The organism is Garicola koreensis, assembly GCF_014195445.1.
GTDB lineage: Bacteria > Actinomycetota > Actinomycetes > Actinomycetales > Micrococcaceae > Nesterenkonia > Nesterenkonia koreensis.
The window spans coordinates 1-21542 of record NZ_JACIBT010000004.1; the positions used below are offsets into that span (position 1 = coordinate 1).

At 66.5% G+C, this 21542-nt stretch carries 18 protein-coding genes, 1 pseudogene and 1 riboswitch; of the genes and pseudogenes, 6 read left to right on the forward strand and 13 right to left on the reverse strand.

Annotated elements, in window-relative coordinates:
- Window positions 1-226 (forward strand): annotated as a pseudogene (locus FHX47_RS07115) (sodium:proline symporter); the annotation flags it as partial.
- 18 nt (window positions 227-244) lie between these two features.
- Here FHX47_RS07115 and FHX47_RS07120 read toward each other — a convergent pair.
- Window positions 245-2410, reverse strand: coding sequence for a prolyl oligopeptidase family serine peptidase (locus FHX47_RS07120; protein ID WP_183358240.1), 2166 nt, complete (start codon window positions 2408-2410; stop codon window positions 245-247).
- Window positions 2411-2462: 52 nt separating this feature from the next.
- Window positions 2463-4385, reverse strand: a complete 1923-nt coding sequence (gene dnaG, locus FHX47_RS07125) for a DNA primase (RefSeq protein ID WP_183358241.1) — start codon at window positions 4383-4385, stop codon at window positions 2463-2465.
- 95 nt (window positions 4386-4480) lie between these two features.
- On the opposite strand from dnaG, the gene FHX47_RS07130 reads away from it, so the two are divergent.
- Window positions 4481-4978 carry an aminoacyl-tRNA deacylase gene (locus FHX47_RS07130; RefSeq protein ID WP_183358242.1) on the forward strand — a complete coding sequence of 166 codons (498 nt, stop codon included), beginning with the start codon at window positions 4481-4483 and terminating at the stop codon, window positions 4976-4978.
- Between the two features lie 57 nt (window positions 4979-5035).
- Here the strand turns inward: FHX47_RS07130 and FHX47_RS07135 are convergent, their stop codons facing one another.
- The 5 genes from FHX47_RS07135 to FHX47_RS07155 form a co-directional block, all read right to left on the reverse strand.
- Window positions 5036-6358, reverse strand: a complete 1323-nt coding sequence (locus FHX47_RS07135; protein WP_183358243.1) for a deoxyguanosinetriphosphate triphosphohydrolase — start codon at window positions 6356-6358, stop codon at window positions 5036-5038.
- 95 nt (window positions 6359-6453) lie between these two features.
- Window positions 6454-7635 (reverse strand): tRNA dihydrouridine synthase DusB, encoded by a 1182-nt coding sequence (gene dusB, locus FHX47_RS07140; protein ID WP_183358329.1) that lies wholly within the window; start codon window positions 7633-7635, stop codon window positions 6454-6456.
- Window positions 7636-7772: 137 nt separating this feature from the next.
- Window positions 7773-8732: a GNAT family N-acetyltransferase gene (locus FHX47_RS07145; RefSeq protein ID WP_183358244.1), complete on the reverse strand. Its 960-nt coding sequence runs from the start codon at window positions 8730-8732 to the stop codon at window positions 7773-7775.
- A gap of 74 nt (window positions 8733-8806) precedes the next feature.
- Window positions 8807-10183, reverse strand: a complete 1377-nt coding sequence (locus FHX47_RS07150; RefSeq protein WP_183358245.1) for a glycine--tRNA ligase — start codon at window positions 10181-10183, stop codon at window positions 8807-8809.
- 51 nt (window positions 10184-10234) lie between these two features.
- Entirely contained in the window at window positions 10235-11239 is a 1005-nt protein-coding gene (locus FHX47_RS07155; RefSeq protein ID WP_183358246.1) for a DMT family transporter, read from the reverse strand.
- Window positions 11240-11343: 104 nt separating this feature from the next.
- Between FHX47_RS07155 and FHX47_RS07160 the strand changes: the two genes are divergently transcribed.
- Entirely contained in the window at window positions 11344-11592 is a 249-nt protein-coding gene (locus FHX47_RS07160; protein WP_183358247.1) for an RNA-binding S4 domain-containing protein, read from the forward strand.
- 145 nt (window positions 11593-11737) lie between these two features.
- Here the strand turns inward: FHX47_RS07160 and FHX47_RS07165 are convergent, their stop codons facing one another.
- Window positions 11738-12394 carry an alpha/beta hydrolase gene (locus FHX47_RS07165; protein ID WP_183358248.1) on the reverse strand — a complete coding sequence of 219 codons (657 nt, stop codon included), beginning with the start codon at window positions 12392-12394 and terminating at the stop codon, window positions 11738-11740.
- A gap of 149 nt (window positions 12395-12543) precedes the next feature.
- On the opposite strand from FHX47_RS07165, the gene FHX47_RS07170 reads away from it, so the two are divergent.
- Window positions 12544-13395, forward strand: coding sequence for an SGNH/GDSL hydrolase family protein (locus FHX47_RS07170; protein WP_343064337.1), 852 nt, complete (start codon window positions 12544-12546; stop codon window positions 13393-13395).
- A 23-nt stretch (window positions 13396-13418) separates the two neighbouring features.
- On the opposite strand, the gene FHX47_RS07175 is transcribed toward FHX47_RS07170, so the two are convergent.
- The 5 genes from FHX47_RS07175 to gluQRS all read right to left on the reverse strand — a co-directional run bounded on the left by FHX47_RS07175 (window position 13419) and on the right by gluQRS (window position 18870).
- Window positions 13419-13649 carry a hypothetical protein gene (locus tag FHX47_RS07175; RefSeq protein ID WP_183358249.1) on the reverse strand — a complete coding sequence of 77 codons (231 nt, stop codon included), beginning with the start codon at window positions 13647-13649 and terminating at the stop codon, window positions 13419-13421.
- Window positions 13650-13940: 291 nt separating this feature from the next.
- Complete coding sequence (metX, locus tag FHX47_RS07180) at window positions 13941-15092, reverse strand: homoserine O-acetyltransferase MetX (protein ID WP_183358250.1); 1152 nt, start codon at window positions 15090-15092, stop codon at window positions 13941-13943.
- Window positions 15093-15101: 9 nt separating this feature from the next.
- The gene (locus FHX47_RS07185; protein WP_183358251.1) at window positions 15102-16436 is read right to left on the reverse strand and encodes a bifunctional o-acetylhomoserine/o-acetylserine sulfhydrylase; all 1335 of its coding nucleotides are present in this window, start codon (window positions 16434-16436) and stop codon (window positions 15102-15104) included.
- A 51-nt stretch (window positions 16437-16487) separates the two neighbouring features.
- A riboswitch (SAM riboswitch) is annotated at window positions 16488-16604 on the reverse strand.
- Between the two features lie 101 nt (window positions 16605-16705).
- On the reverse strand, window positions 16706-17887 hold the full coding sequence (locus tag FHX47_RS07190; RefSeq protein WP_183358252.1) for an acetyl-CoA C-acetyltransferase: 1182 nt from the start codon (window positions 17885-17887) through the stop codon (window positions 16706-16708).
- Window positions 17888-17889: 2 nt separating this feature from the next.
- On the reverse strand, window positions 17890-18870 hold the full coding sequence (gluQRS, locus tag FHX47_RS07195) for a tRNA glutamyl-Q(34) synthetase GluQRS (protein ID WP_183358331.1): 981 nt from the start codon (window positions 18868-18870) through the stop codon (window positions 17890-17892).
- Window positions 18871-19028: 158 nt separating this feature from the next.
- On the opposite strand from gluQRS, the gene FHX47_RS07200 reads away from it, so the two are divergent.
- Together FHX47_RS07200 and mmsB are read left to right on the forward strand one after the other, a co-directional pair.
- Window positions 19029-20525 carry a CoA-acylating methylmalonate-semialdehyde dehydrogenase gene (locus FHX47_RS07200; protein WP_183358253.1) on the forward strand — a complete coding sequence of 499 codons (1497 nt, stop codon included), beginning with the start codon at window positions 19029-19031 and terminating at the stop codon, window positions 20523-20525.
- 79 nt (window positions 20526-20604) lie between these two features.
- Window positions 20605-21540: a 3-hydroxyisobutyrate dehydrogenase gene (gene mmsB / locus FHX47_RS07205; protein WP_183358254.1), complete on the forward strand. Its 936-nt coding sequence runs from the start codon at window positions 20605-20607 to the stop codon at window positions 21538-21540.
- Window positions 21541-21542 lie beyond the last annotated feature (2 nt).

Here is a 21542-nt window from a genome sequence, read left to right on the forward strand (position 1 = left end):
CTGGGGCGCACTGGCGGGGATGGTCTCCGGGGCGGCGACTGTCTTCATCTGGAGCTCCTACGGCCCCGAGATCTTCGGCCAGAGCCTGTACGAGATCGTGCCGGGCTTCCTGATCAACGTGGTGGTGGCCGTGGTGGTCAGCAAGCTGACTTACCAGCACAACCCGGAGCTCGAAAGCGAGTTCGATCATGCAGTTGGGCTGGCCACAGCCAAAGAGCGAGTCTGACCTCGCAGAGGACCCTGATCAGCGCCGCAGCCTTATCCACAGGTACCGGTAGATGAGAGCGTTCATCGTAGCCTGCTGATCAGGGTTGGCTGCCCCACCGTGGCCGCCCTGGGTGTTCTCCCAGTACGTCACATCAGCTCCCACCGCCTCCAGCGCCGCCGTCATCTTCCGCGCATGCCCGGGGTGGACGCGGTCATCTTTGGTGCTGGTGGTCAGCAGCACCGGTGGGTACTGAGCATCGGCGCTGAGCAGGTGGTACGGGGAGAACTTCTGGATGAACTCCCAGTCGGCGGTCTCCGGATCACCATACTCAGCCCGCCAGCTGGCTCCGGCCAACAGCTGCGCGTAGCGCTTCATGTCCAGCAGGGGGACCTGGATGACCACGGCTCCGAACAGCTCTGGGTATCGGGTGAGCATGTTGCCGGTCAGCAGCCCGCCGTTTGACCCTCCGCGGCAGGCCAGCTGTCCCACTGTGGTGACTCCGGTTGAGACCAGGTCGCGGGCGACGGCGGCAAAGTCTTCAAAGGACTTGTGTCTATGCTGCTGCAGCGCCGCCCGGTGCCAGCTGGGGCCGTACTCTCCGCCGCCGCGAATATTGGCCAGGGCGAAGACGCCGCCAGCCTCCAACCATGCTTTGCCTGTTAATGACAGGTAACTCGGCGTCTGCGATATCTCGAAGCCGCCGTAGCCGTAGAGAATGGTGGGGCTCGTTTGTTCTCCTGCGATAGATTCGCGCGGCGGGCCCTCGGTGGCTGCCTGCACGGCTTCGGCCGGGCCCACCAAAAAGTACGGAACGCGGGTGCCATCCTCGCTGGTGGTGAAGCGTTGGACCGTCGCCAGCCCGTCGGCTTCGAACCGCTCGGGGGCCTGTTTGACCACTTCGACGGTCTCCACCTCGCCATGAAGCAGCGGAGCGAGTGAGCCCAGGTACCTGGTGGTCGGGACCAGGAAGTCGTTGGCGGTGATCCAGACGTCGTCACTCTGGCGAGAGTCGTAGGCGCCGACTGCCAGCGAACCGGTGATATCGGCCAGCACCCGGCGGGACCTCCACCGGCCGCCGTCGCGCCAGTGCGCCTCCACATGCTCCACCACGTCCTCCATGATGGTCAGTGTGAAGATGTTCTTGGTGGCGCTGATGCCCTGCAGCGAGGTGGACTCGGTGGGGGTGAACAGCGCGGTGAGCTCTGCGGCACCGGTGAGGAACTGCTCAGCCTGCGCCACCCACAGGCTTCCGCCGACCACCCGAGTTCCGGCGACGACGGTGTCGGTGCGCGGTGAGAAGAAGATCAGGTCACGGTGGAACCCCACTGCCACGTCGGTGGGCACCTCGATGCGCCGCAGGGTGGGCTCGTCTGCCTGGTCATAGTCGATGAGGTAGGTTTCGGCGTCGTAGAAGCCTAGGACGCGCTGGCCGATGTGGCGTTCGTAGCCGGGTGTGGAGTCATAGGCGGCTGCGGCGACCAGATCGTCCTCGGTGACCGAGATGATCGGCTCAGCATCGGCCAGTGCCGTGCCTCGGCGCCACCTGCGCGCCACACGCGGATAGCCCGCGCTGGTCACCGCCGTCGGCTGATCATCAGTGGGCTGGTCAGTAGTGGGCTGGTCCGTGGAGAGGTACACCGTGTTCACGTCGATCCAGCTGAGGCTTCCCTTGCCCTGGGGCCGGTAGAAGCCGCCGTCCTCGGAGGAGATGAACTGGCCGCTCAGCAGGTCGAACTCCCGGGTCACATCGGCGTCACTTCCTCCTGGAGAGAGGTCAAGCAGCGCACGGCTGAAGCCTGGGACGTCGTCGTCGGTCTGTTCGGGGCGCAGCAGCGAAGCGCCGTGCCACACCCAGGTGGTGCCCTCTTCGGCAGAGAGCGCATCCAGATCCAGCAGCGTCTGCCACTGCGGCTCCTGGCTCCTGTAGGACTCCAAGGTGGTGCGCCGCCACAGTCCCTGCGGATGCTGGGCATCGGTCCAGAAGTTGTAGAGCCAGTCGCCGCGCTTGGTGACCCCGGGGATGCGGTCGGAGGCGTCGAGGATGTCGCGCAGCGACTCCTGCAGCGGGCCGAACTGTTCATCCTGCAGCTGGTGCTCAGCGTGCCGGTTTCTTTCGGCAACCCAGCTCAGGGGCTGTTCGCCGTCGATGTCCTCCAGCCAGAGGAACGGGTCATGGTTCGGGTCGATGAAGCGCGCAGACATGGCCGCCAGTCTACGGCCCTGCACGCATCGTGGTGAGGAACGTGCCGTGCGCCTATTCGACCTGCTTCAGCGCCCGCCGCCGGTGTTCCAACTCCATCAGCTCAGCATTGACCTGACGGTACTCTTCGGTGGTCTGGGTCGGGTCCATCCGCTGCAGACGGCCCAGCAGGTTGGCCTTCTCATGTTGGATCTTCAGCTCCACCAACCGGTTGAGAATCTCCTGGCAGTAGCGGTCCAGGTGTTCTTCGGTCTTCGCCGGCAGGTTGGTGACGGCCAGCTCCGAGACCAGTGCTCGCAGCGGTTCCGGCACTTCCTGGCGCACCGTCTCCACCCAGGTGCGCGGGTCAGTGGCGTTGGCGGCGGCGATGCGGATTCCGTCATGCAGCGCCTGATGGGCGGCTGCGGTGAAGCGGACGCTGAAGATCTCTTCCCACTGCTCCGCGGTCAGCCGTGTGGGGTGCTGCAGGATGACCTCCAGCGCCTGCCGTTCCATCATCACCGCCGGGTCGCCGGTGTTCGGGCGCTGAAAGCCGTGGGATGCCGGTGCCCCTGGGCGCTGACTCTGCTGCCCGTCTCCGTGGCGAGCGCGGTCCGGACCGTCCTGCCGACGTGAGGCAGAGCTGCGTTGGTCAGAGCCGCGCGGGGAGGCGGTGCGTGCGGCGTTCCGCACCGCTGATTCGACCTCGTGGACTTCAGCTCCCAACCAGCCGGCCAGCTCGCGGGCATAGGCCGCCCGCAGCGAGGGGTCGCGGATTGCCGCCACGATCGGTGCGGCAGCCCGCATCGCCCCTACTCGGCCGTCGACCGTTGCTAAGTCCCATTCGCGCAGCCTGCGGCGCAGCACAAACTCCACCAAGGGTGTTTTGGACTCGATGACGGACCGGACCGCTTCATCACCGCGGTGCTGGCGCACATCGCAGGGGTCCATGCCATCGGGCCCCACGGCGATGAAAGTCTGTGCGTTGAACTGGTGGGCCTCGTTGAACGCCTTCACTGCCGCCTGCTGGCCCGCCTCGTCGCCGTCGAAGGTGAAGATCACCTCCGCGGGGGTGCCGTCGTCGGAGAGCAGCCGCCGGGCGATTTTGATGTGGCCCTCGCCGAACGCTGTGCCGCAGGTGGCTACCGCGGTCTCCACTCCTGCGATGTGGCAGGCCATCACGTCGGTGTAGCCCTCCACCACCACCAGTTGACGGCGTTTGGCGATATGGCGCTTGGCACTCTCGATGCCGTAGAGCACCTGAGACTTCTTATAGATCGGGGTCTCCGGTGAATTGAGGTACTTGGGCCCCTGGTCCTCCTCGTAGAGTCGGCGGCCCCCGAATCCCACAGTGCTGCCGGTCATGTCTCGGATGGGCCACATCAGCCTGCCCCGGAAACGGTCATAGAGGCCGCGGCGACCCTCGGAGAACAGTCCGGTCACCTTCAGCTCGTCGTCGCGGAATCCCCTGTTGCGCAGGTGGGCCAGCAGGTTGTTCCAGCCCTGGGGTGCGTAGCCGACGCCGAACTGCTCAGCGTGCTCACGGGAGAAGCCGCGCCCGGTGAGCATGTCCCGTCCGATCTGGGCTTCGGAGGACTGCAGCGCGCGCTGGAAGAATTCGTCAGCGACCTTGTGGGCGTCCAGCAGCCGCTGGCGGCGGGAGGCTTCCTGCTTGTCCGGTCCGGAGCCGCCGTCCTCGTAGCGCAGCTCGATGCCGTACTTCTGGGCCAGCCGCTCCACAGTCTCCTGGAAGGTGGTGTGCTCCATCGCCTGCAGGAACGCGATCACATCGCCGGACTCTTCGCAGCCGAAGCAGTGATAGCTGCCCACATGCGGACGGATGTGGAAGCTCGGGGTGCGCTCGTCGTGGAACGGGCACAGCCCCTTATAGGAGCCGATGCCGGCCTTCTTCAGCGTCACATACTGTTCGACGACCTCACGCAGGTCAGCACGCTCCCGCACCGCATCGATATCCTCGCGTCTGATCAGGCCTGCCATACCCCCAATCTACCCCCGCAGCGGCGACTCAGCCTCCCTGGGGAAAACTGTCCGCTCCCACCCCGCCGGCCTGCTGCCTCGGTAGGCTGGGACCCATGAGTGAGATGACCGGACGCCAGCGCGTGGCCGCCGATGCCGAAGCCCGCGGCGTGAGCATAGAATTCGCCCCACGCGGTCAGGCGTCATCGTTGGAAGAGGCAGCAGCAAACCTGGGGATCGAACCCAGAGATATCGTCAAGACCCTGGTGGCCAAGGCCAAACTGACCCAGACGGCGACCGAGCACAGCTACGTCATCGCCCTCATCCCGGGGGATAAGCAGGTCGATTGGGCCAAGCTGCGCAAGCTGGCCGGGATGAAGAAGCTCTCCATGGCCTCCCCCGACGACGGCTTTGCAGCCACCGGCTACTACCCCGGGACGATCACCCCCTTCGGCGCAGCTGCCGACGACGGCGCCCAGTGGCCGATATACGCTGATGAGTCCATCACCGGCCGGATCTCCATGGGCGCCGGAGAGCCCGATCTGAGTCTCTTCGTCGACGCCGGCGAGCTCGTGAGCGCCTACGGAATCATCACCGGCGATATCAGCAAGTAAGCTGGCCGGCCCCCTCCAGCAATGCCTACGACCTCTCGGACTGGTGGAAGCAGCTGCTCAGGCGAAGAGCCGGTTGGTGACCGGCTGTCCCTTCACCAGAGTGGCGTACCACTCCAAACATGCGCCGTCGGTCATCGAGGCGATCTGGTCCACGATGGCCCGCTGGCGCCCAGCGTCGTCGTCGGCGATGCGGTAGTCGGCTTGGAACTGCGGGTCCAGGAAGCGGTCTCCAGTGTCCATAAGCAGAGCGTGCAGTCCACTGATCACCTCCCGCTGCCTGGTGTAGACCGGCATCTGCTCCCGGGAGGCCATGATGTAGTTGGCGGCGATCCCCTTCATCACGCAGATCTCTTCAAAGGTGTCAGTGGGGACCACCAGGTCTGCCTCGTGGCGCACCAGCGGGTGGTCGCCGTGGGCCCGGCGCGTGGCGGCGTAGATGGCTGAGCAGAATCGGCCGATGAGTTCGCTGGTCATGTTCTTCAGCCCGGCCAGCGCCCGGCGGGAGCTGTCGGACTCCAGCATCCAGCTGTCGCTGGCCTCCAGACGACTTAGAGCGGCTTCGATGCGGCCCGGATCCGATTCCGGCAGATACCATTCCTGGGTGGTCTGCACGACCCGGGCGCGCTGCACCTCGTCGTTGAGGAACTTCAGCTGAAACCGACCGTTGACGATGCCGTCCTCCACATCGTGGACGGAGTAGGCGATGTCGTCGGCAGCGTCCATCACCTGGGCCTCCATGGGCTGGCGACGGCCTACGGTGCCGCGGCGCAGCCAGTCGAAGACCTCCATATCGTCCTGGTAGACGCCGAACTTCGGGCTGAGCGTCCCATCAGGCTTCAGCTGCGCTTCCTCAGCTCTCCACGGGTACTTCACCGCCGCGTCCAGTGAGGCGCGGGTGAGGTTCAGCCCGGCCGAGCGGCCATCGGGGTGGAAACGCTTGGACTCCAACCGGGTGAGAATGCGCAGGGTCTGGGCGTTGCCCTCGAAGCCGCCGATCTCGGAAGACAGCTCATTGAGCACACTTTCGCCGTTGTGGCCGAAGGGCGGGTGACCCAGGTCATGGGAGAGGCAGGCACCGTCGACGACGTCGGGGTCACAGCCCAGCAGCCGACCCAGTTCGCGCCCCACCTGTGCGACCTCCAGGGAATGCGTCAGGCGGGTGCGGGAGAAGTCATCCATGTCCGGGGAGACGACCTGAGTCTTTGCCCCGAGTCTGCGCAGCGACGAGGAGTGCAGCAGCCTGGCCCGGTCACGTTCGAAGCTGGAGCGGTAGACCGACTTGCCGTGCTCCGGCACCCAGCGGTCCTCATCAGCTTCGGTGTAACCAGGCGCCAGGGCGGCGTACTGCCCCTCAAGACGCTCTACATTGCGCACGCTCATAGTGCTCACTCTATCGGGCACACGTCCCCGGCCGATTCCCGCTTCCCTACGTTATTTCGCGGGGACGCGCGGATACCGGTGGGAACAAGCGCGCATCAGCCGCCGGAGGTGTCGACCTCGGCGGCCTGGATCATCTCACGCTGCTGCGCGTTCAGCTCCTGGGAGGCCAGCCAGTCCTGGGGCAGGTGCACCTTCTTCGCTGATCCGGCCCGACCACGCGGGCCCTCGGCGGGCTCACCGGGGTAGCCGATGCTCTGGTCCAGTTCGCCCAACAGGTCCTGCAGCTGAGCCATGGTCTCCACGGTGACCAGCTGGGAGCGCAGCGACCCTCCGATGGGGTAACCCTTGAAGTACCAGGCCACATGCTTGCGGATGTCCTGCATCGCCTTGCGTTCGTCGCCGTCGAAATAGGGGATCAGCATTTCGGCGTGCCGCAGCAGCGTGCTGATCACCATCGGCAGATCGGGCCGGTACCGCTCGTCCCGTCCTTCGAAGGCGGCCTGCAGGTCACCGAAGAGCCACGGCCTGCCCTGGCACCCACGCCCGACGACGACGCCGTCGACCCCGGTGCGCTCCACCATGTCCAGGGCATCCTCAGCAGACCAGATATCGCCGTTGCCGAGCACCGGGATGTCCGGCAGCGAATCGCGCAGCCGTTTGATGGAGTCCCAGTCGGCCGTGCCGGAGTAGTGCTGCCTGGCGGTGCGACCGTGCAGGGCCACAGCAGCCACGCCGGCGTCGCGGGCGACCCGGCCCGCCTCCACATAGGTCAGGTGGTCCTCGTCCACTCCCCTGCGCATCTTCACCGTCACCGGGATGTTCGCCTTGGAGGCTTCACGCACCGTGGTGGCGACAATCGACTCGAACAGCCGAATCTTCCAGGGCAGCGCCGCTCCGCCTCCCTTGCGGGTGACTTTGGGCACCGGGCAGCCGAAGTTCAGGTCGATGTGGTCGCAGCGGTCCTCCTCCACCAGCATGCGCACCGCATGGCCGGTGGTCACCGGGTCCACGGAGTACAGCTGCACGGAGCGCGGCACTTCATCGGGCTCATGCTTGATGATGCGCAGCGACTCCGGCCGGCGCTCCACCAGGGCACGTGCGGTGACCATCTCATTGACGTAGAGCCCGCCGCCGTACTCGCGGCAGAGCCTGCGGAAGGCGGTATTGGTGATTCCCGCCATGGGCGCCAGCACCACCGGGGTGTCCACAGTGATCGGTCCCAGCTGCAGGGCAGGCAGCAACGCCTGGGCAGCACTGGCTGCGGGGCGGTCGAGAATGTCAGTCACAGCTCTATTATCCGTCTCTGGTCAAGTCAGCGCAGACCTGGTCACGTTATCGTAGGGGTTCTGTCTCTGCGCATCCCTAGAGGTCTACGATCAGGCAGAAGCCCTACGAAGAACGGTGCGGAAGGGGCTCAGCCGACGTCGCGGGCGTAGATCAGGGCTTCGAAGTTGATCTCTGCGTGGTCGCCGGCGGCCAGCTCCACGGCGACGGCCCTCAGCGGCACCATCGCGTCGTCGACCTCCAAGGAGACCGGGTGCCGGGCCGCCACCAGGGCCAGCAGCTGACGGATGGCGGCATCGGCCTGCTCCTGGGTCAGCTTCGGTTCCCATCCCAGCAGCACATCGGCCGGCTCATCGGTGCGCTCGCCGGTGTAGCTGATGGCGAAGGCCAGGATGGGGCTGTCGGTCGTCGAGTCGGAGTCGTCTCGGCGCAGCACCACGGCACCGGTGGCACCAGCCTCCGGGCTGAGCAGCATGCGCTGGGCACGTCCGATGGTCATCTCGGCCGGGTCCCATTCGTGGACGTCGTTGTAGAAGTCTGCGACCACACGCGTCAGCTCCACCGATCCGGTGGCCAGTTCGTCCAGGTCGATGGGGAGGTTCTCCACATCGGGCACCGGCAGGGCACCGGGCTGGACGACCACCTGGCGGGAGTGCTGGACCTTGTGGAAGCCGCTGTCCTTCAGGAAGCTCTGGGCAGCCGACCCTTTGCCGCAGCGGGCCTTCAGCGACTGCACGTCGCAGTTGGGGACCTCAGCCTCCAGGATCTGCAGCAGCTGGGAGGCGACCCGCTTACGCCGGTGCTCGGGGGCCACTTCGATGTAGAGCGAGAGCCGGTCCGGGTGCAGGGAGGAGCGGAAGATGGTGGCCGCCGCCACCGGAACACCGTTGGCCTCCGCCACAATGCACCGTGCCCACGGGTCGTTCGACGAGGGGCGCAGCAGCCCCCGGTCATAGTGATGCATGGGGCTCTCCGGGTCGCCCCAGATTTCAAGAAGCTTCAGGTCATCGCCATCAGCCCAGGGGCGGACAGTGAGTCCGGAGTCCAGGGTGAGTGTGGGGGTACCGTTGTTATCGGCAGAGTCAAGCACCTGCGCGAGTCTAGACCCGAACCTGACGTTCCGCAAAGCCCCTGGTGCCGGGCGGTGTGCCCGGTCACACCTGGTCAGCGCAGACGGTCGAACAGGTAGCTCTCGATCGCCTCCAGGGGCACGCGCTCCTGGTTCATCTGATCGCGGTCCCGAACGGTCGCAGCGTTGTCTTCGAGCGTGTCAAAGTCCACGGTGATGCAGAACGGGGTGCCGATCTCATCCTGACGCCGGTACCGGCGTCCGATCGCTCCGGCGTCGTCGTAGTCGACGTTCCAGTGTTTGCGCAGGGTGGCAGCCAGCTTCTGCGAGGGTTCGGCGAGCTCAGCCTTCTTCGACAGCGGCAGGACCGCGGCCTTGACCGGTGCGAGCTTCGGGTGCAGCTTCAGCACTGTGCGGGTGTCGACCCCGCCCTTGGTGTTGGGCGCCTCGTCCTCTGCGTAGGAGTCCACCAGGAAGGCCATCATCGCCCGTGTCAGGCCGAAGGACGGTTCGATCACGAAGGGCACGTAGCGCTCCCCGGTGGCCTGGTCGAAGTAGCTGAGCTCCTTGCCGGAGTGCTTGATGTGGGTGCCCAGGTCATAGTCGGTGCGGTTGGCGATGCCCATCAGCTCGCCCCATTCGGAGCCGGGGAAGTTGAACCGGTACTCCAGGTCAATGGTGGCTGCCGAGTAGTGCGCACGCTCCTCGTCGGGGACGTCGAAGCGGCGCAGGTGCTCCGGGTTGAGACCCAGGTCGGTGAACCAGCGCTCGGAGTCCTCCACCCAGCGCTGGTACCACGCGTCGGCCTCAGCCGGGGGCACGAAGAACTCGATCTCCATCTGTTCGAACTCCCGGGTGCGGAAGATGAAGTTGCCCGGGGTGATCTCGTTGCGGAATGCCTTGCCGATCTGGCCGATGCCGAAGGGCGGCTTGCGCCTCGCGGAGGTGACCACATTGGAGAAGTTCACGAAGATGCCTTGAGCGGTCTCCGGCCGCAGGTAGTGCAGGCCGGTTTCGTCGTCGACGGGGCCCAGGTAGGACTTCACCAGCCCGGAGAAGGCGCGCGGCTCGGTGAACTTGCCCTTGGTGCCACAGTCGGGGCAGGCCACCTCGCTCAGCCCGTCGGCCGGTGCGCGGCCCTTCTTGTCCTCAAACGCCTCAATGAGGTGGTCCTCCCGGTGACGCTTATGGCACTGCAGGCATTCCACCAGCGGGTCGGTGAAGGTCTCCAGGTGCCCCGAAGCTTGCCATACGGCCGACGGCAGGATGATCGATGAGTCCAAGCCCACCATGTCGCCGCGTCCGCGCACGAAGGTCTGCCACCACTCAGCCTTGATGTTCTCCTTCAGCTCCGTGCCCAGGGGCCCGTAGTCCCAGGCGGAGCGGGACCCGCCGTAGATCTCGCCGGCCTGGTAGACGAAGCCGCGGCGCTTGGCCAGGTTGATGACTTTGTCGAGCGTGGACTCTGCCATGGTGAGGTGATTGCTCCTGCTTCTTAGCTCAGATCTGATTCGCAGGCCAGCTTACCCCTCAGGGGGGAGACCTTTCTTGCCGCCGCCTCGGAAGAAGTCCGGCAGAGAGGCCAGGACGACGGCGACCAGAGTCATCACAGTACCCAGCACCGTGGCAGTGGTCACGATCGAACCCGGTGCCGGCACCAGCAGATCCAGCGCGAGGGAGCCCAGCAGCTGGCCCGCGATCATGCCCATGGCAGCCAGCAGCACACCGACCTTGGTGACCAGCACCGCCCCGACGCCGATGAACACGCAGCCCAGCAGCCCGCCGATGTAGTACCACCATTCAGTGGGCAGGTCACCGGCGCCGGGGCCGTTGATCAGAAGTTTGATGCCCCAGACCAGCAGCAGCAGGACTGTGCCGGAGACGAAGTTGAACAGTGTGGCCGGCAGCGCACTTCCGTAGGCGACCGACTGTCTGCCGTTGAGCGCCTGCTGGCCAGCGTTGAGCAGGCCGGCGGAGAAGGGCAGGATCACCAGCAGCCAGATGAGTTCCTTATCAGCGCCGCTCAGCTGCGGGGAGACGGCCCAGAAGACCGACACCACGGTCAGCGCCGCCCCGATCACCCGCAGCGGGCTGATCCGGATTCGCCCGGCGGGGCCCAACCCCACCCGGTCCCAGAGCAGACCTCCGACGGTCTGCCCGGTGACCACAGCCACGGTGAACACTGCCACACCGATCAGCCCGATCGTCAGTGTCTGGGTCAGTACGAAGTAGGCACCCACGCAGCCGGCCAACAGATACCACCATTTGACCGCACCGCTGCGCAGAGCCGGCCTGATCTCACGCATGGCCCGCCGCCCGCGCGGTGCGGCGAAGGTGATCGCCGCAATGAGCAGCAGCCCGGTGAAGAAGCTGATGAGCCCGGCCAGGAAGGGATCACCGGTCTGGGCTGAGAGTGCCGCGTTGATTCTCCCCTGCCCGGGGATAGCCATTCCGGTGATCACCATCAGCAGCAGCAGCCCGGCCACCACCAGCGGCGAGCGCTGCGGGGCGGAACCGTGGGGACTCATACGGACCACTCTATGCATGCCGACGGCTGTGATCGATCTGGGCCTGCCCTGCCTCGCCTGCTACCTCAGGCGGCAAACTGGGACCGGGTGGCAGACTGGGGACCATGAGTGATGAGACCGTTGAGGTGCCGATCAGAGACGAATCCATCCGATTGGGCCAGCTGCTGAAGTTGGCCGGTGCCGTGGAGTCTGGGGTGGTGGCCCGCGAGGTCATAGCTGCCGGCGCGGTTTCGGTGGACGGCGCGCCGGAGGATCGCCGCGGCGCCCGGGTGGCGCTGGGTCAGCGCGTGCGCTTCAGCGGTGAGGAGTTCGGTCTGCCGAATCTCACCCTCGTTCCGGTGCGTGAGGACTGAACAGTCTCCGCCCTGCCTGCACTGCCGCCCCACCTTGCCCCCACCTGCTTCATCGCCGTCTTAGCGCTTCATCACTGTCGCAGACGAGGGTGATAATCCGATAGGACGGTGATAATCGGCCAGGCGCCCCGCGACGACGACCAGGTCACCGCCCCAGCACGGTATAGGTGAGGAACTCGTTGACGTGACCGATCTCCTGCGGCACCACGCCGTGGCCAGCACCGGGGTAGAGCACTTTGGTCAGTTTGACCGTCTGGTTGGCCCACTGGTGGGTGTATTCGGTGCGATCTGAGGTGATGATCGGGTCCTCCTGGTCCCGACCCCAGAAGAAGGGCACCCGGCGCGCGGCCAGGCCCTGGTCGTCGAAATAGCCCTGCAGCTCACCTCCGGTGCTGGAGTCCACGGCAAAGCCGGAGAGCCCGACGACGGCGGCGAACGCATCCGGCCTGGTCCGCAGCAGGCTGGTGGCCATCGCCATGCCCATGGAGAAGCCGAGCAGGGTGACCGAACTGTGCTGGTCCTTGACGGAGGCGATCCAACTCCACAGATCCTCCACGGCGTCGTGGGCCGCCGACGAGGAGTAGGCCATCCGCTCCACGTCGAGGTCGAACCAGGTGTAGGCGCCGGGGCCCATCTCCACCGGCGCCCGCAGTGAGGCGTAGGTGAACTCCTGCGGCAGTCCGGGAACCAGTCCGAGCAGGTCTCGCTCGTGTGATCCGTATCCGTGCAGCAGCACCACCAGTGGGGTGCCGGCGCGTTCGTCTTCCTCGCGGGTCCAGATGACCTCGTAGTCAGTTGCCATAGCCCCATTCTACGAAGGATCCGCCGCAGGTGAGGACGAGGGCGGCCGCGTTTGGCACAATGATCTTCGTGAGCACAGCAGCCGATAATTCTTCAGCAGCCCCAGACTCCTCAAGCGTCGAGAAGCAGCCTGGGGAGGCACCGCAGAAAGTGCCGCAGTCCACGCCGCAGCACCCGTGGACGCGATTCGTCGCACTGGGCGATTCCTTCACCGAAGGCATCGGCGACCCGCACAGCTCCCGGCCGGGCTATCACCGCGGCTGGGCTGACCGGGTGGCCGATGAGCTGGCCACCGCCACACCGAATTTCGCCTATGCCAATCTCGCAGTGCGCGGCAGGCTTATTGAGCAGATCCGCGACGAGCAGGTGGCCCCGGCTTTGGCGCTGAAGCCGGATCTGATCACCCTCTGCGCAGGCGGAAACGATGTGATCCGCCCGGGCACTGATCCGGACGAAACCGCACGGATCCTCGACACGCTGGTCCAGATTCTAGCGACCACCGGGGCCACCATCGTGCTGTTCAACGGCCCGGACGTGCGTGAGACCCCGGTGATGGGCTCCATTCGGGGCAAAGTAGCCATCTTCAACGAGAACGTGCGCACCATTGCCCAGCGGCACGACGCCGTCGTCGCCGATATGTGGAGCCTGCGTGAGCTGACCCGGCCTGAGATGTGGGACGAGGATCGGCTGCACTTCTCCCCGCTGGGCCACCACACGATCGCGGCGATGGTGCTGGACACTTTGAATGTGGACCATGACCTCAACCCAGTGCAGCCGCGCACCGCACCTGAGCGGACGTGGCGGGAGGCCCGGGTCGACGATGCTGTCTGGGCCCGACACCACCTGTTCCCCTGGGTGATTCGGCGGCTGCGCGGCCGCTCCTCCGGAGACGGAGTTATCCCTAAGCGCCCCAACATTGAGCCGCTGTTCGGAGGATCCATGCCTCCGGGAGCGGTGGACGCAGACGCAGACTCCGCAGAGGGCGCGCCGGAGCAGAGCTGATCTGCTGCGAGGTGCCGGGGCGGTCAGCGCCGCTTGGACACGATCGTGATCGGACCGGTGGATCCCATACCGCCCAGTGCGGCGGGCGCCTGCGGAGGATGAACCTTGCGCGGTGCTGTCTCTGCGGCGTCGGCCTCGGCCTCGGCTGAGGTGTGCTCACCGGCGCCAGTGGACTCCGGTGCCAGAGCGGACTCCGGTGCCACAGCGGGTTCCGGTGTCTCACCGGGTTCAGTGCGCGGACGGTCGCTGCTCATAGAGACTCCTTGGGTGCTTCTGGTGCTTCGGACGGATCCGTGACGGGTTCGACAACATACTCTACGCCCAACTGCGGGGCGCTGGCCCACTGAGCGCTGCGCCACCAGCGCTGGACCGCCGAGTGCTGCCCGTTGGCCTGCGCTGCCTGGCTCTCGGCTCTGATGGGCGATATGTGCCGGTTTGTTGGCGCCTCACCGCGTTATTGCGGCGCTAAACGCCCACTAGGCGTCGCGGTGGGGCCTGCACCGTGCGGTGGGCTCTGCGCCGGGCGGTGGGCTCTGCACCGGGCATCAGAGTTTGAGGGTGGTGCGCATGGCCTCGCCGAGCTGCTCTGCGCTGGTGAGGAAGCCGTCATGGCCGATCGGTGAGGTGATCATGTGCACCGTGTGGCTGCCCGGGATCAGCTCAGCCAGCTGGTGGGACTGTTCGGGGAAGTAGAGCCGGTCGGTGTCGACGGCGGCTATGAACGGCGTCGCCTGCACCCGTGCCAGGGCGGCCTCGGCTCCGCCGCGTCCGCGCCCGACGTCGTGGCTCATCAGCGCTTCGGCCAGCACCATGTAGGCGTTGGGGTCGAAGCGCTCGGCCAGTTTTGACGCCTGGTGATCCAGGTAGGACTCCACCTGATAGCGGCCGCGCGGCTCCCCTGCGGTTCGCGGAGCGAAGGGGTCCTCGGCGCCCTGGGCCGCTCGGCCGAACCGCACCTGCAGCTCAGCCTCGGCACGGTAGGTGATGTGGGCGATCCGCCGGGCCAGTCCCAGCCCCGCCTCAGGTCGGGGGCCGTCGTAGTAGTCGCCTCCGCGGAAGTTCGCGTCGTTGCGGATGGCCAGCACCTGGGCCTGACCGAAGGCGATCTGCTCTGCGGTGGAGGCGGCTCCGCAGGAGAAGACGCCCAGGCCGTCGACGAACTCGGGGTAGGTCACCGCCCACTCCAGTGCCCGGGCACCACCCATGGAGCCGCCGATCACAGTGCGCAGCCGGGTGATCCCCAGGTGATCCAGCAGCCGCTTCTCCAGCTGGACGGCATCGCGGATGGTCACATATGGGAACCGGGACCCCCAGGGCACTCCGTCGGGGTCCGCCGATGCTGGGCCGGTGGATCCGTAGCAGCTGCCGACCATGGCCGGGGCGATGACGAACCACCTGTCGGTGTCGATGGGTCGTCCCGGACCCAGCAGGCCCTCCCACCAGCCGATGTCCGGATCAGCCGGGCTGGAGGCCACATGGGTGTCGCCGGTGAGCGCATGGGCGACCAGTACAGCGTTGTCTCCGGCCTCGTTGAGCTCCCCCCAGGTCTCATAGGCCAGCTGCACTTCGGGAAGGTGTCCACCGGTCTCGCACGTGAAGGGCCCGGCGTGGAAGGTCTTCAGCGCACCGGCGGGCCGGTCGCCGAAGTCGTTGTCCACAGTGGGGGCCAGATCGTGGAGTAGGTCTGAGGCAGCCATTGTGCTACCCTAGCCTCTGGGTGCCTTGGCCAGCCCCTGCTCCAGGTCGGCCAGGATGTCGTCGATGTGCTCCAAGCCCACTGAGAGCCGCACCAGCGAGGGACTCACACCGGCAGCCCGCTGCTCGGCCTCGGTGAGCTGGCTGTGGGTGGTGGAGGCCGGGTGGATGACCAGCGAGCGCACATCGCCCACGTTGGCCACCATCGAGTGCAACTGCAGCGCATCGACCAGGGCTCGGCCGTCCTCGGCTCCGCCGTGGAGTTCGAAGGAGATGATGGATCCGGCGCCTTTGGGCAGGTACTTCTGCGCGCGCTGGTAGTAGGGGCTGGAGGCCAGGCCGGAATAGGTGACCCGCGCGACGGCGTCGTGGTTCTCCAGATATTCGGCCACCCGCTCAGCGTTCTGCACGTGGCGCTCCATGCGCAGGCTCAGGGTCTCCAGGCCCAGGTTGATCTCGAAGGCGTTGTGCGGCGAGAGCGCCGGGCCGATGTCGCGCAGCAGCTGCACCCGCGCCTTCATGATGTAGGCGAGGTTGACTCCGAACACACCCTCGGGCCCCAGGTCGCGGGCGAAGACCATACCGTTGTAGCTCTCGTCGGGGGTGTTGAAGCCCGGGTAGCGCTCGGGGTAGGCGCTGTAGTCGAACTTTCCGGAGTCGACGATGACCCCGGCCATCGCCGTGCCGTGGCCGCCGAGGAACTTGGTGGCCGAATGGACGACGACGTCGGCTCCGTGCTCAATGGGCCGCAGCAGGTAGGGGCTGGGCAGGGTGTTGTCCACGATCAGCGGTGCGCCGAATTCGTGGGCCAGTCCGGCCACAGCTTCGATGTCCAGCACATCGCCCTGGGGGTTGGGCAGCGCCTCACCGAAGAATGCGACCGTATTGTCCCTGATCGCCGCGCGCCAGGAGTCGAGGTCGTCGCTGTCCTCGACGAAGCTGACCTCGATGCCGAATTTGGGCAGGGTGTGCTTGAACAGGTTCTGCGTCCCCCCGTAGAGGGAGGCTGAGGCCACGATGTGGTTTCCGGAGTGGGCGATGTTCAGCAGCGCCAGCGTGGTGGCGGCCTGACCCGAGCCCAGAGCCAGCGCCCCTACTCCGCCCTCCAGGGCAGCGATCTTATTCTCCACGGCCTCCACGGTGGGGTTGGTGATGCGGGAGTAGATCGGGCCCAGTTCGGAGAGCGCGAATCGGTTGCCGGCGGTCTCTGCGTCGGGAAAGACGTAGCTGGTGGTCTGGTGGATCGGCAGCGCACGCGCACCGGTCGCCGGGTCCGGGGCAACTCCAGCGTGAATCTGACGGGTCTCGAAGTTGGCCGCCTCGGGCTGCCAGGTGTATTCGCTCATGAGAATCTCCCTTTTACAGTCTTTCGGAGACCTCAGACTTTGGGAGTATGAGGTCCGCGCTTGCCGAGATGGGTTCTCCATCCGGCCAGGTCCTCACCCGGGGCACCCCACCGCGAACTGGAGGGTTGCCGGCCACTAAACCGGGGTTTTGCAGTGGCACTCTTGACCTGTATACGAGTCTGCTGGATCCGCCGCGTCGGTGCAAGTCGGTGCGGCCGAATTTCGTCATGTGGACGGCTTGAGTGTGCCGAGCCGCAGACGGAATGCCCTCAGACTTTGAGGATGAGCGCGTCTCCCTGACCGCCGCCGCCGCACAGACCCGCCGCTCCGGTGCCGCCGCCGCGCCGGGCCAGCTCGTGGGCCAGGTGCAGCACGATTCGCGCCCCTGACATGCCCACCGGGTGGCCCATGGCGATGGCACCGCCGTTGACATTGACCTTATCGGTGCTGATCCCCAGTTCGCGGGCGGAGGCGAGGCCCACAGCTGCGAAGGCCTCATTGATCTCCACCAGGTCCAGGGAGTCGACCTCGGTACCCTGCTTGCGACAGGCTGCGGCGATGGCGTTGGCCGGCTGCAGCTGAAGGCTGGAGTCGGGTCCGGCGACCATGCCGTGGGCACCGATCTCCGCGATCCACTCCAGACCCAGCGACTGAGCCTTCTCCTTGGACATCACCACCAGGGCACAGGCGCCGTCGGAGATCTGCGAGGAGCTGGCGGCGGTGATGGTGCCGTCCTTGGCGAAAGCGGGGCGCAGACCGGACAGCGACTCGGCGGTGGCACCTTCCCGGATGCCCTCGTCCCGGCTGACGGTGACCGGCTCCCCCTTGCGCTGGGGCACATCAACCGGCACCACTTCGTCGTCGAACAGGCCGTTGTTCCAGGCGGCTTCGGCGCGCTGGTGGGAGGCGGCGGCAAGACTGTCCTGCTCCTCGCGGGAGACCTCGGCGTCTCCGGTGTTGCAGGATTCGGTCAGCGCGCCCATGGGCTGGTCGGTGGCCTGGTCGAAGAGGGCGTCGTAGGCCATGGAGTCCACCAGGGAGGTGTCGCCGTAGGTGAACCCCTTGCGGGATCCGGGCAGCAGGTGCGGCGCCTGAGACATCGACTCCATGCCGCCTGCCACCACCACCTCGCACTCGCCGGCGCGAATCATCTGGTCGGCTGTGGCGACGGCGTTGAGCCCGGACAGGCAGACCTTGTTGACGGTGATGGAGGGGATTGAGGCGGGAATGCCGGCCCCCAAGGCGGCGGTGCGGGCGGGGTTCTGACCGGCTCCTGCCTGGATCACATGTCCCATGATGACGTAGTCCACCGCGGTCGCCTCAACGGCTGACTTCTGCAGGGCCCCTTCGATCGCGCGGGAGCCGAGCTGGGCCGCCGATAGGCTGGACAACCCGCCCATCAGCTTCCCGATGGGCGTGCGTGCTCCTGCCACGATGACCGTTTCGCTCATGGTCAAGCTCCTTTGCTCTGCTGTGATCTGCTCTGCCGGGTGAAATCCAATGACATCATAGACCCCTGATTCAGCGAGTGTGCCGCCACCTCAGGATTCCACACCCAGGGAGCACGCGGAAGCCCGGCCGGGTCGAAGCGAGCCAGGGCCTGTTCCAGGGTGTCGGCGGGAAGTCCGAGAGACTCCAGCAGCACATCGCGGACCTGCTCAGCGCTGACCCCCTGCCCCGCCAGCTCACTGAGCGTGACAGCGCCGTCACGTTTGGCCAGCCGCTTTCCGGCCGCGTTGACCACCAGCGGAACATGGGCGTACTGCACCTGCTCCGCCGCCTGAGCCCCATACAGCAGCCGGCGCAGATACGCCTGACGAGGGGCGGAGTCAGCCAGGTCCTCGGCGCGGACCACCTGGTCCACCCCGGTGAGGTGATCATCGACGACGACGGCAAGATGGTAGGCGGCCGCACCGTCGTTGCGCACCAGCACCAGGTCATCCACCGCCGCCCGCACCTCACCCAGCAGATGGTCGTAGACGGCGCCCTCATCAACGGCGGAGCGCAGCCGCAGCGCCGGGGCACGGTGGGCTCGCCGCTGCTCACGTTCGGCCGCACTCAGGGTGCGGCAGGTGCCCGGGTACGCACCGGGGGGCGCGTGCGGGGCACGGGGAGCGTCCTGGATCTCCCGGCGGGTGCAGTAGCATTCGTAGACCAGGCCGCGATCGGCCAGCTGCGCCACGGCGTCGTCGTAGATCGTCTGTCGCTGGGACTGTCGCAGCGGCTCGGCGTCGAAGGTGATCCCCAACGCTGTCATATCGGCCAACTGACGCTGGGCAGACCCCTCCACCGTGCGGGAAGCGTCGAGGTCCTCATAGCGCAGCAGCAGCCTGCGCCCGCTGCCGGCGGCGAAGAGCCATGCGAGCATCGCGGTGCGCAGGTTTCCCACATGCAGATCCCCCGAGGGACTGGGCGCATACCGTCCGGCCGACATGCGCCCATCGTATCGACCCGGCGGCAGCATCGACTGGGCGGCTGCGCAGGCGGCCGAGATAGTTGCACGTCCAATCACCTGGGCAGTAGGCTGGGCACCTGAGAGATGCGTCACATTCACATTTCCACCGCGGCCCACCGCCTAAGGAGCATCAACCCATGACGGAACTGACCCACTTCATCCATGGCAAACATGTCAGCGGCGTCTCCGGGCGCACCAAGGGTGTCTACAACCCGGTGCGCGGCGAAGTCACCGCCCAAGTGGCACTGGCCTCTGCCGATGAGGTGCGCACCGCAGTTGATTCCGCTGAGCAGGCCTTCGGCGAGTGGTCGCGGCTGAACCCGCAGCGGCGCGCACGCATCCTGCTGAAGTGGGTGGATCTGATTCAGACCCACCGCGATGAGCTCGCTGAGACGCTCTCCAACGAGCACGGAAAAATCTTCAGCGACGCCATGGGCGACATCCAGCGCGGCGTCGAAGTGGTGGAGTTCGGCGCCGGAGCGCCGCACATGCTCAAGGGCGAGTTCTCGCACAACGTCGCCACGGGGATGGACGTCCACAGTCTCAGCCAGCCGCTGGGCGTGGTCGCCGGCATCACCCCGTTCAACTTTCCGGCCATGATCCCGCTGTGGAAGGCCGGGATCGCCTTGGCGGCGGGCAACAGCTTCATACTCAAACCCTCTGAGCGCAACCCGTCGGTGCCGCTGCGCCTGGCCGAGCTCGCCCTGGAGGCCGGTATGCCTGCTGGCACCCTCAACGTCGTCAATGGGGACAAGGAGGCGGTCGACGCCCTGGTGGAGGAACCGCGGGTCAAGGCCATCGGGTTCGTCGGATCGACGCCGATCGCCCAGTCGCTCTACAGCGCCGCGGCTGCCCAGGGCAAGCGCGCCCAGTGCTTCGGCGGGGCGAAGAACCACATGATCATCATGCCCGACGCCGATATGGACCAGGCCGCCGACGCCCTGATCGGTGCCGGCTTCGGCTCCGCCGGGGAGCGCTGCATGGCGATCTCGGTGGCCGTGCCGGTGGGCGAGGCCACCGCCGAGGTGCTGCGCGAGAAGCTGCTGGAGCGGATGAACAACCTCACCCTGGGCCCCTCCCTGGACCCGAAGAGCGACTTCGGCCCGGTGGTCGGAGCTGATGCCAAGGCGCGGATCGAAGACTACATCGGCATCGGAGTGGATGAGGGAGCCGAACTGGTCGTCGACGGCCGCGGCGCCGTCGTCGAAGGTCATCCTGACGGCTACTGGGTCGGGGCCACCCTGTTCGACCGGGTCACCCCGAATATGCGCATCCACCAGGAGGAGATCTTCGGACCGGTGCTCTCCATCGTCCGCGCGGCCGACTATGAGGAGGCACTGCGGCTGCCCACCGAGCATGACATGGGCAACGGTGTGGCCATCTTCACCCGCGACGGCGACGCCGCCCGAGACTTCACCGCCCGGGTAGAAGTCGGCATGGTCGGAGTCAACGTGCCGATCCCGGTGCCCATCTCCTACTACACCTTCGGCGGATGGAAGGCCTCGGCCTTCGGCGACCTCAACCAGCACGGGGCCGACGGCTTCAAGTTCTACACCAAGACCAAGACGGTCAGCACCCGCTGGCCCTCGGGCACCAAAGAGGGCGCAAGCTTCATCATGCCCGAAGGCAGCTGATCACCCGCGCCGTCCAGCCCTGCACAATCCAGCCCTGCAAAATGCCGTGCCACGCTGCACAACACGAGGAGAGACACTGATGAGTCAGACTGCAGCAGAGTCATCCGCCCAGCCCAAGGTGGCGTTCATCGGGCTGGGCAACATGGGCGGGCCGATGGCCGCCAATTTGGTGGCCGCCGGGGTGCCCGTGCAGGCGTACGACGTCGTCGCCGAAGCCATGGACACCGCGCAGCAGAACGGCGTGGAGGTGGTCGCCGACCCCTTGGACGCGGTGGCTGAGGCCGATGTGGTGCTGACCATGCTGCCCTCCGGTGAGCACGTGTTGGCGGCCTACCAGCACTCCCCCGGGCTGTTGGCGGCGGCCAAGCCGGGTGCCACGTTCCTGGACTGCTCCACGATCAATATCTCAGAGGCCCAGGAAGCCGCCGAGTTGGCGAAGCAGGCTGGATTTCAGGCGGCCGATGCCCCGGTCTCCGGCGGGGTGGTCGGGGCCGAGGCAGGCACTTTGGCGTTCATGGTCGGGGCCGACGACGACGTCTTCGGGCAGCTGCGCCCGCTGCTGGAGATCATGGGGGCTCGCGTCGTCCACTGCGGAGCCAGCGGCCTGGGTCAGGCGGCCAAGATCTGCAACAACATGATCCTAGCTGTCAGCCAGATCGCCGTCGGTGAGGCCTTCGTGCTCGGCGAGCAGCTCGGCCTGACTCATCAGGCGCTCTACGATGTGGCGTCCAAGGCCTCCGGGCAGTCTTGGGCCCTGACCACCAATTGCCCGGTGCCCGGCCCGGTGCCGACATCGCCGGCCAACCGCGATTTTGCCCCCGGGTTCGCCGGCGCCCTGATGGCAAAGGACCTCGGACTTGCCACCAACGCGCTCGATGAGAAGGGCGTGGACGGGCAGATGGGCCGGCTGGCCGCAGCCATCTATTCTGAGTTTGCTGAGGGCGAGGGAGCCACGCAGGACTTCTCCGCCATCATCAGCACCATCCGCGCCAACTCCCAATCACCAGGAGCGTAGAG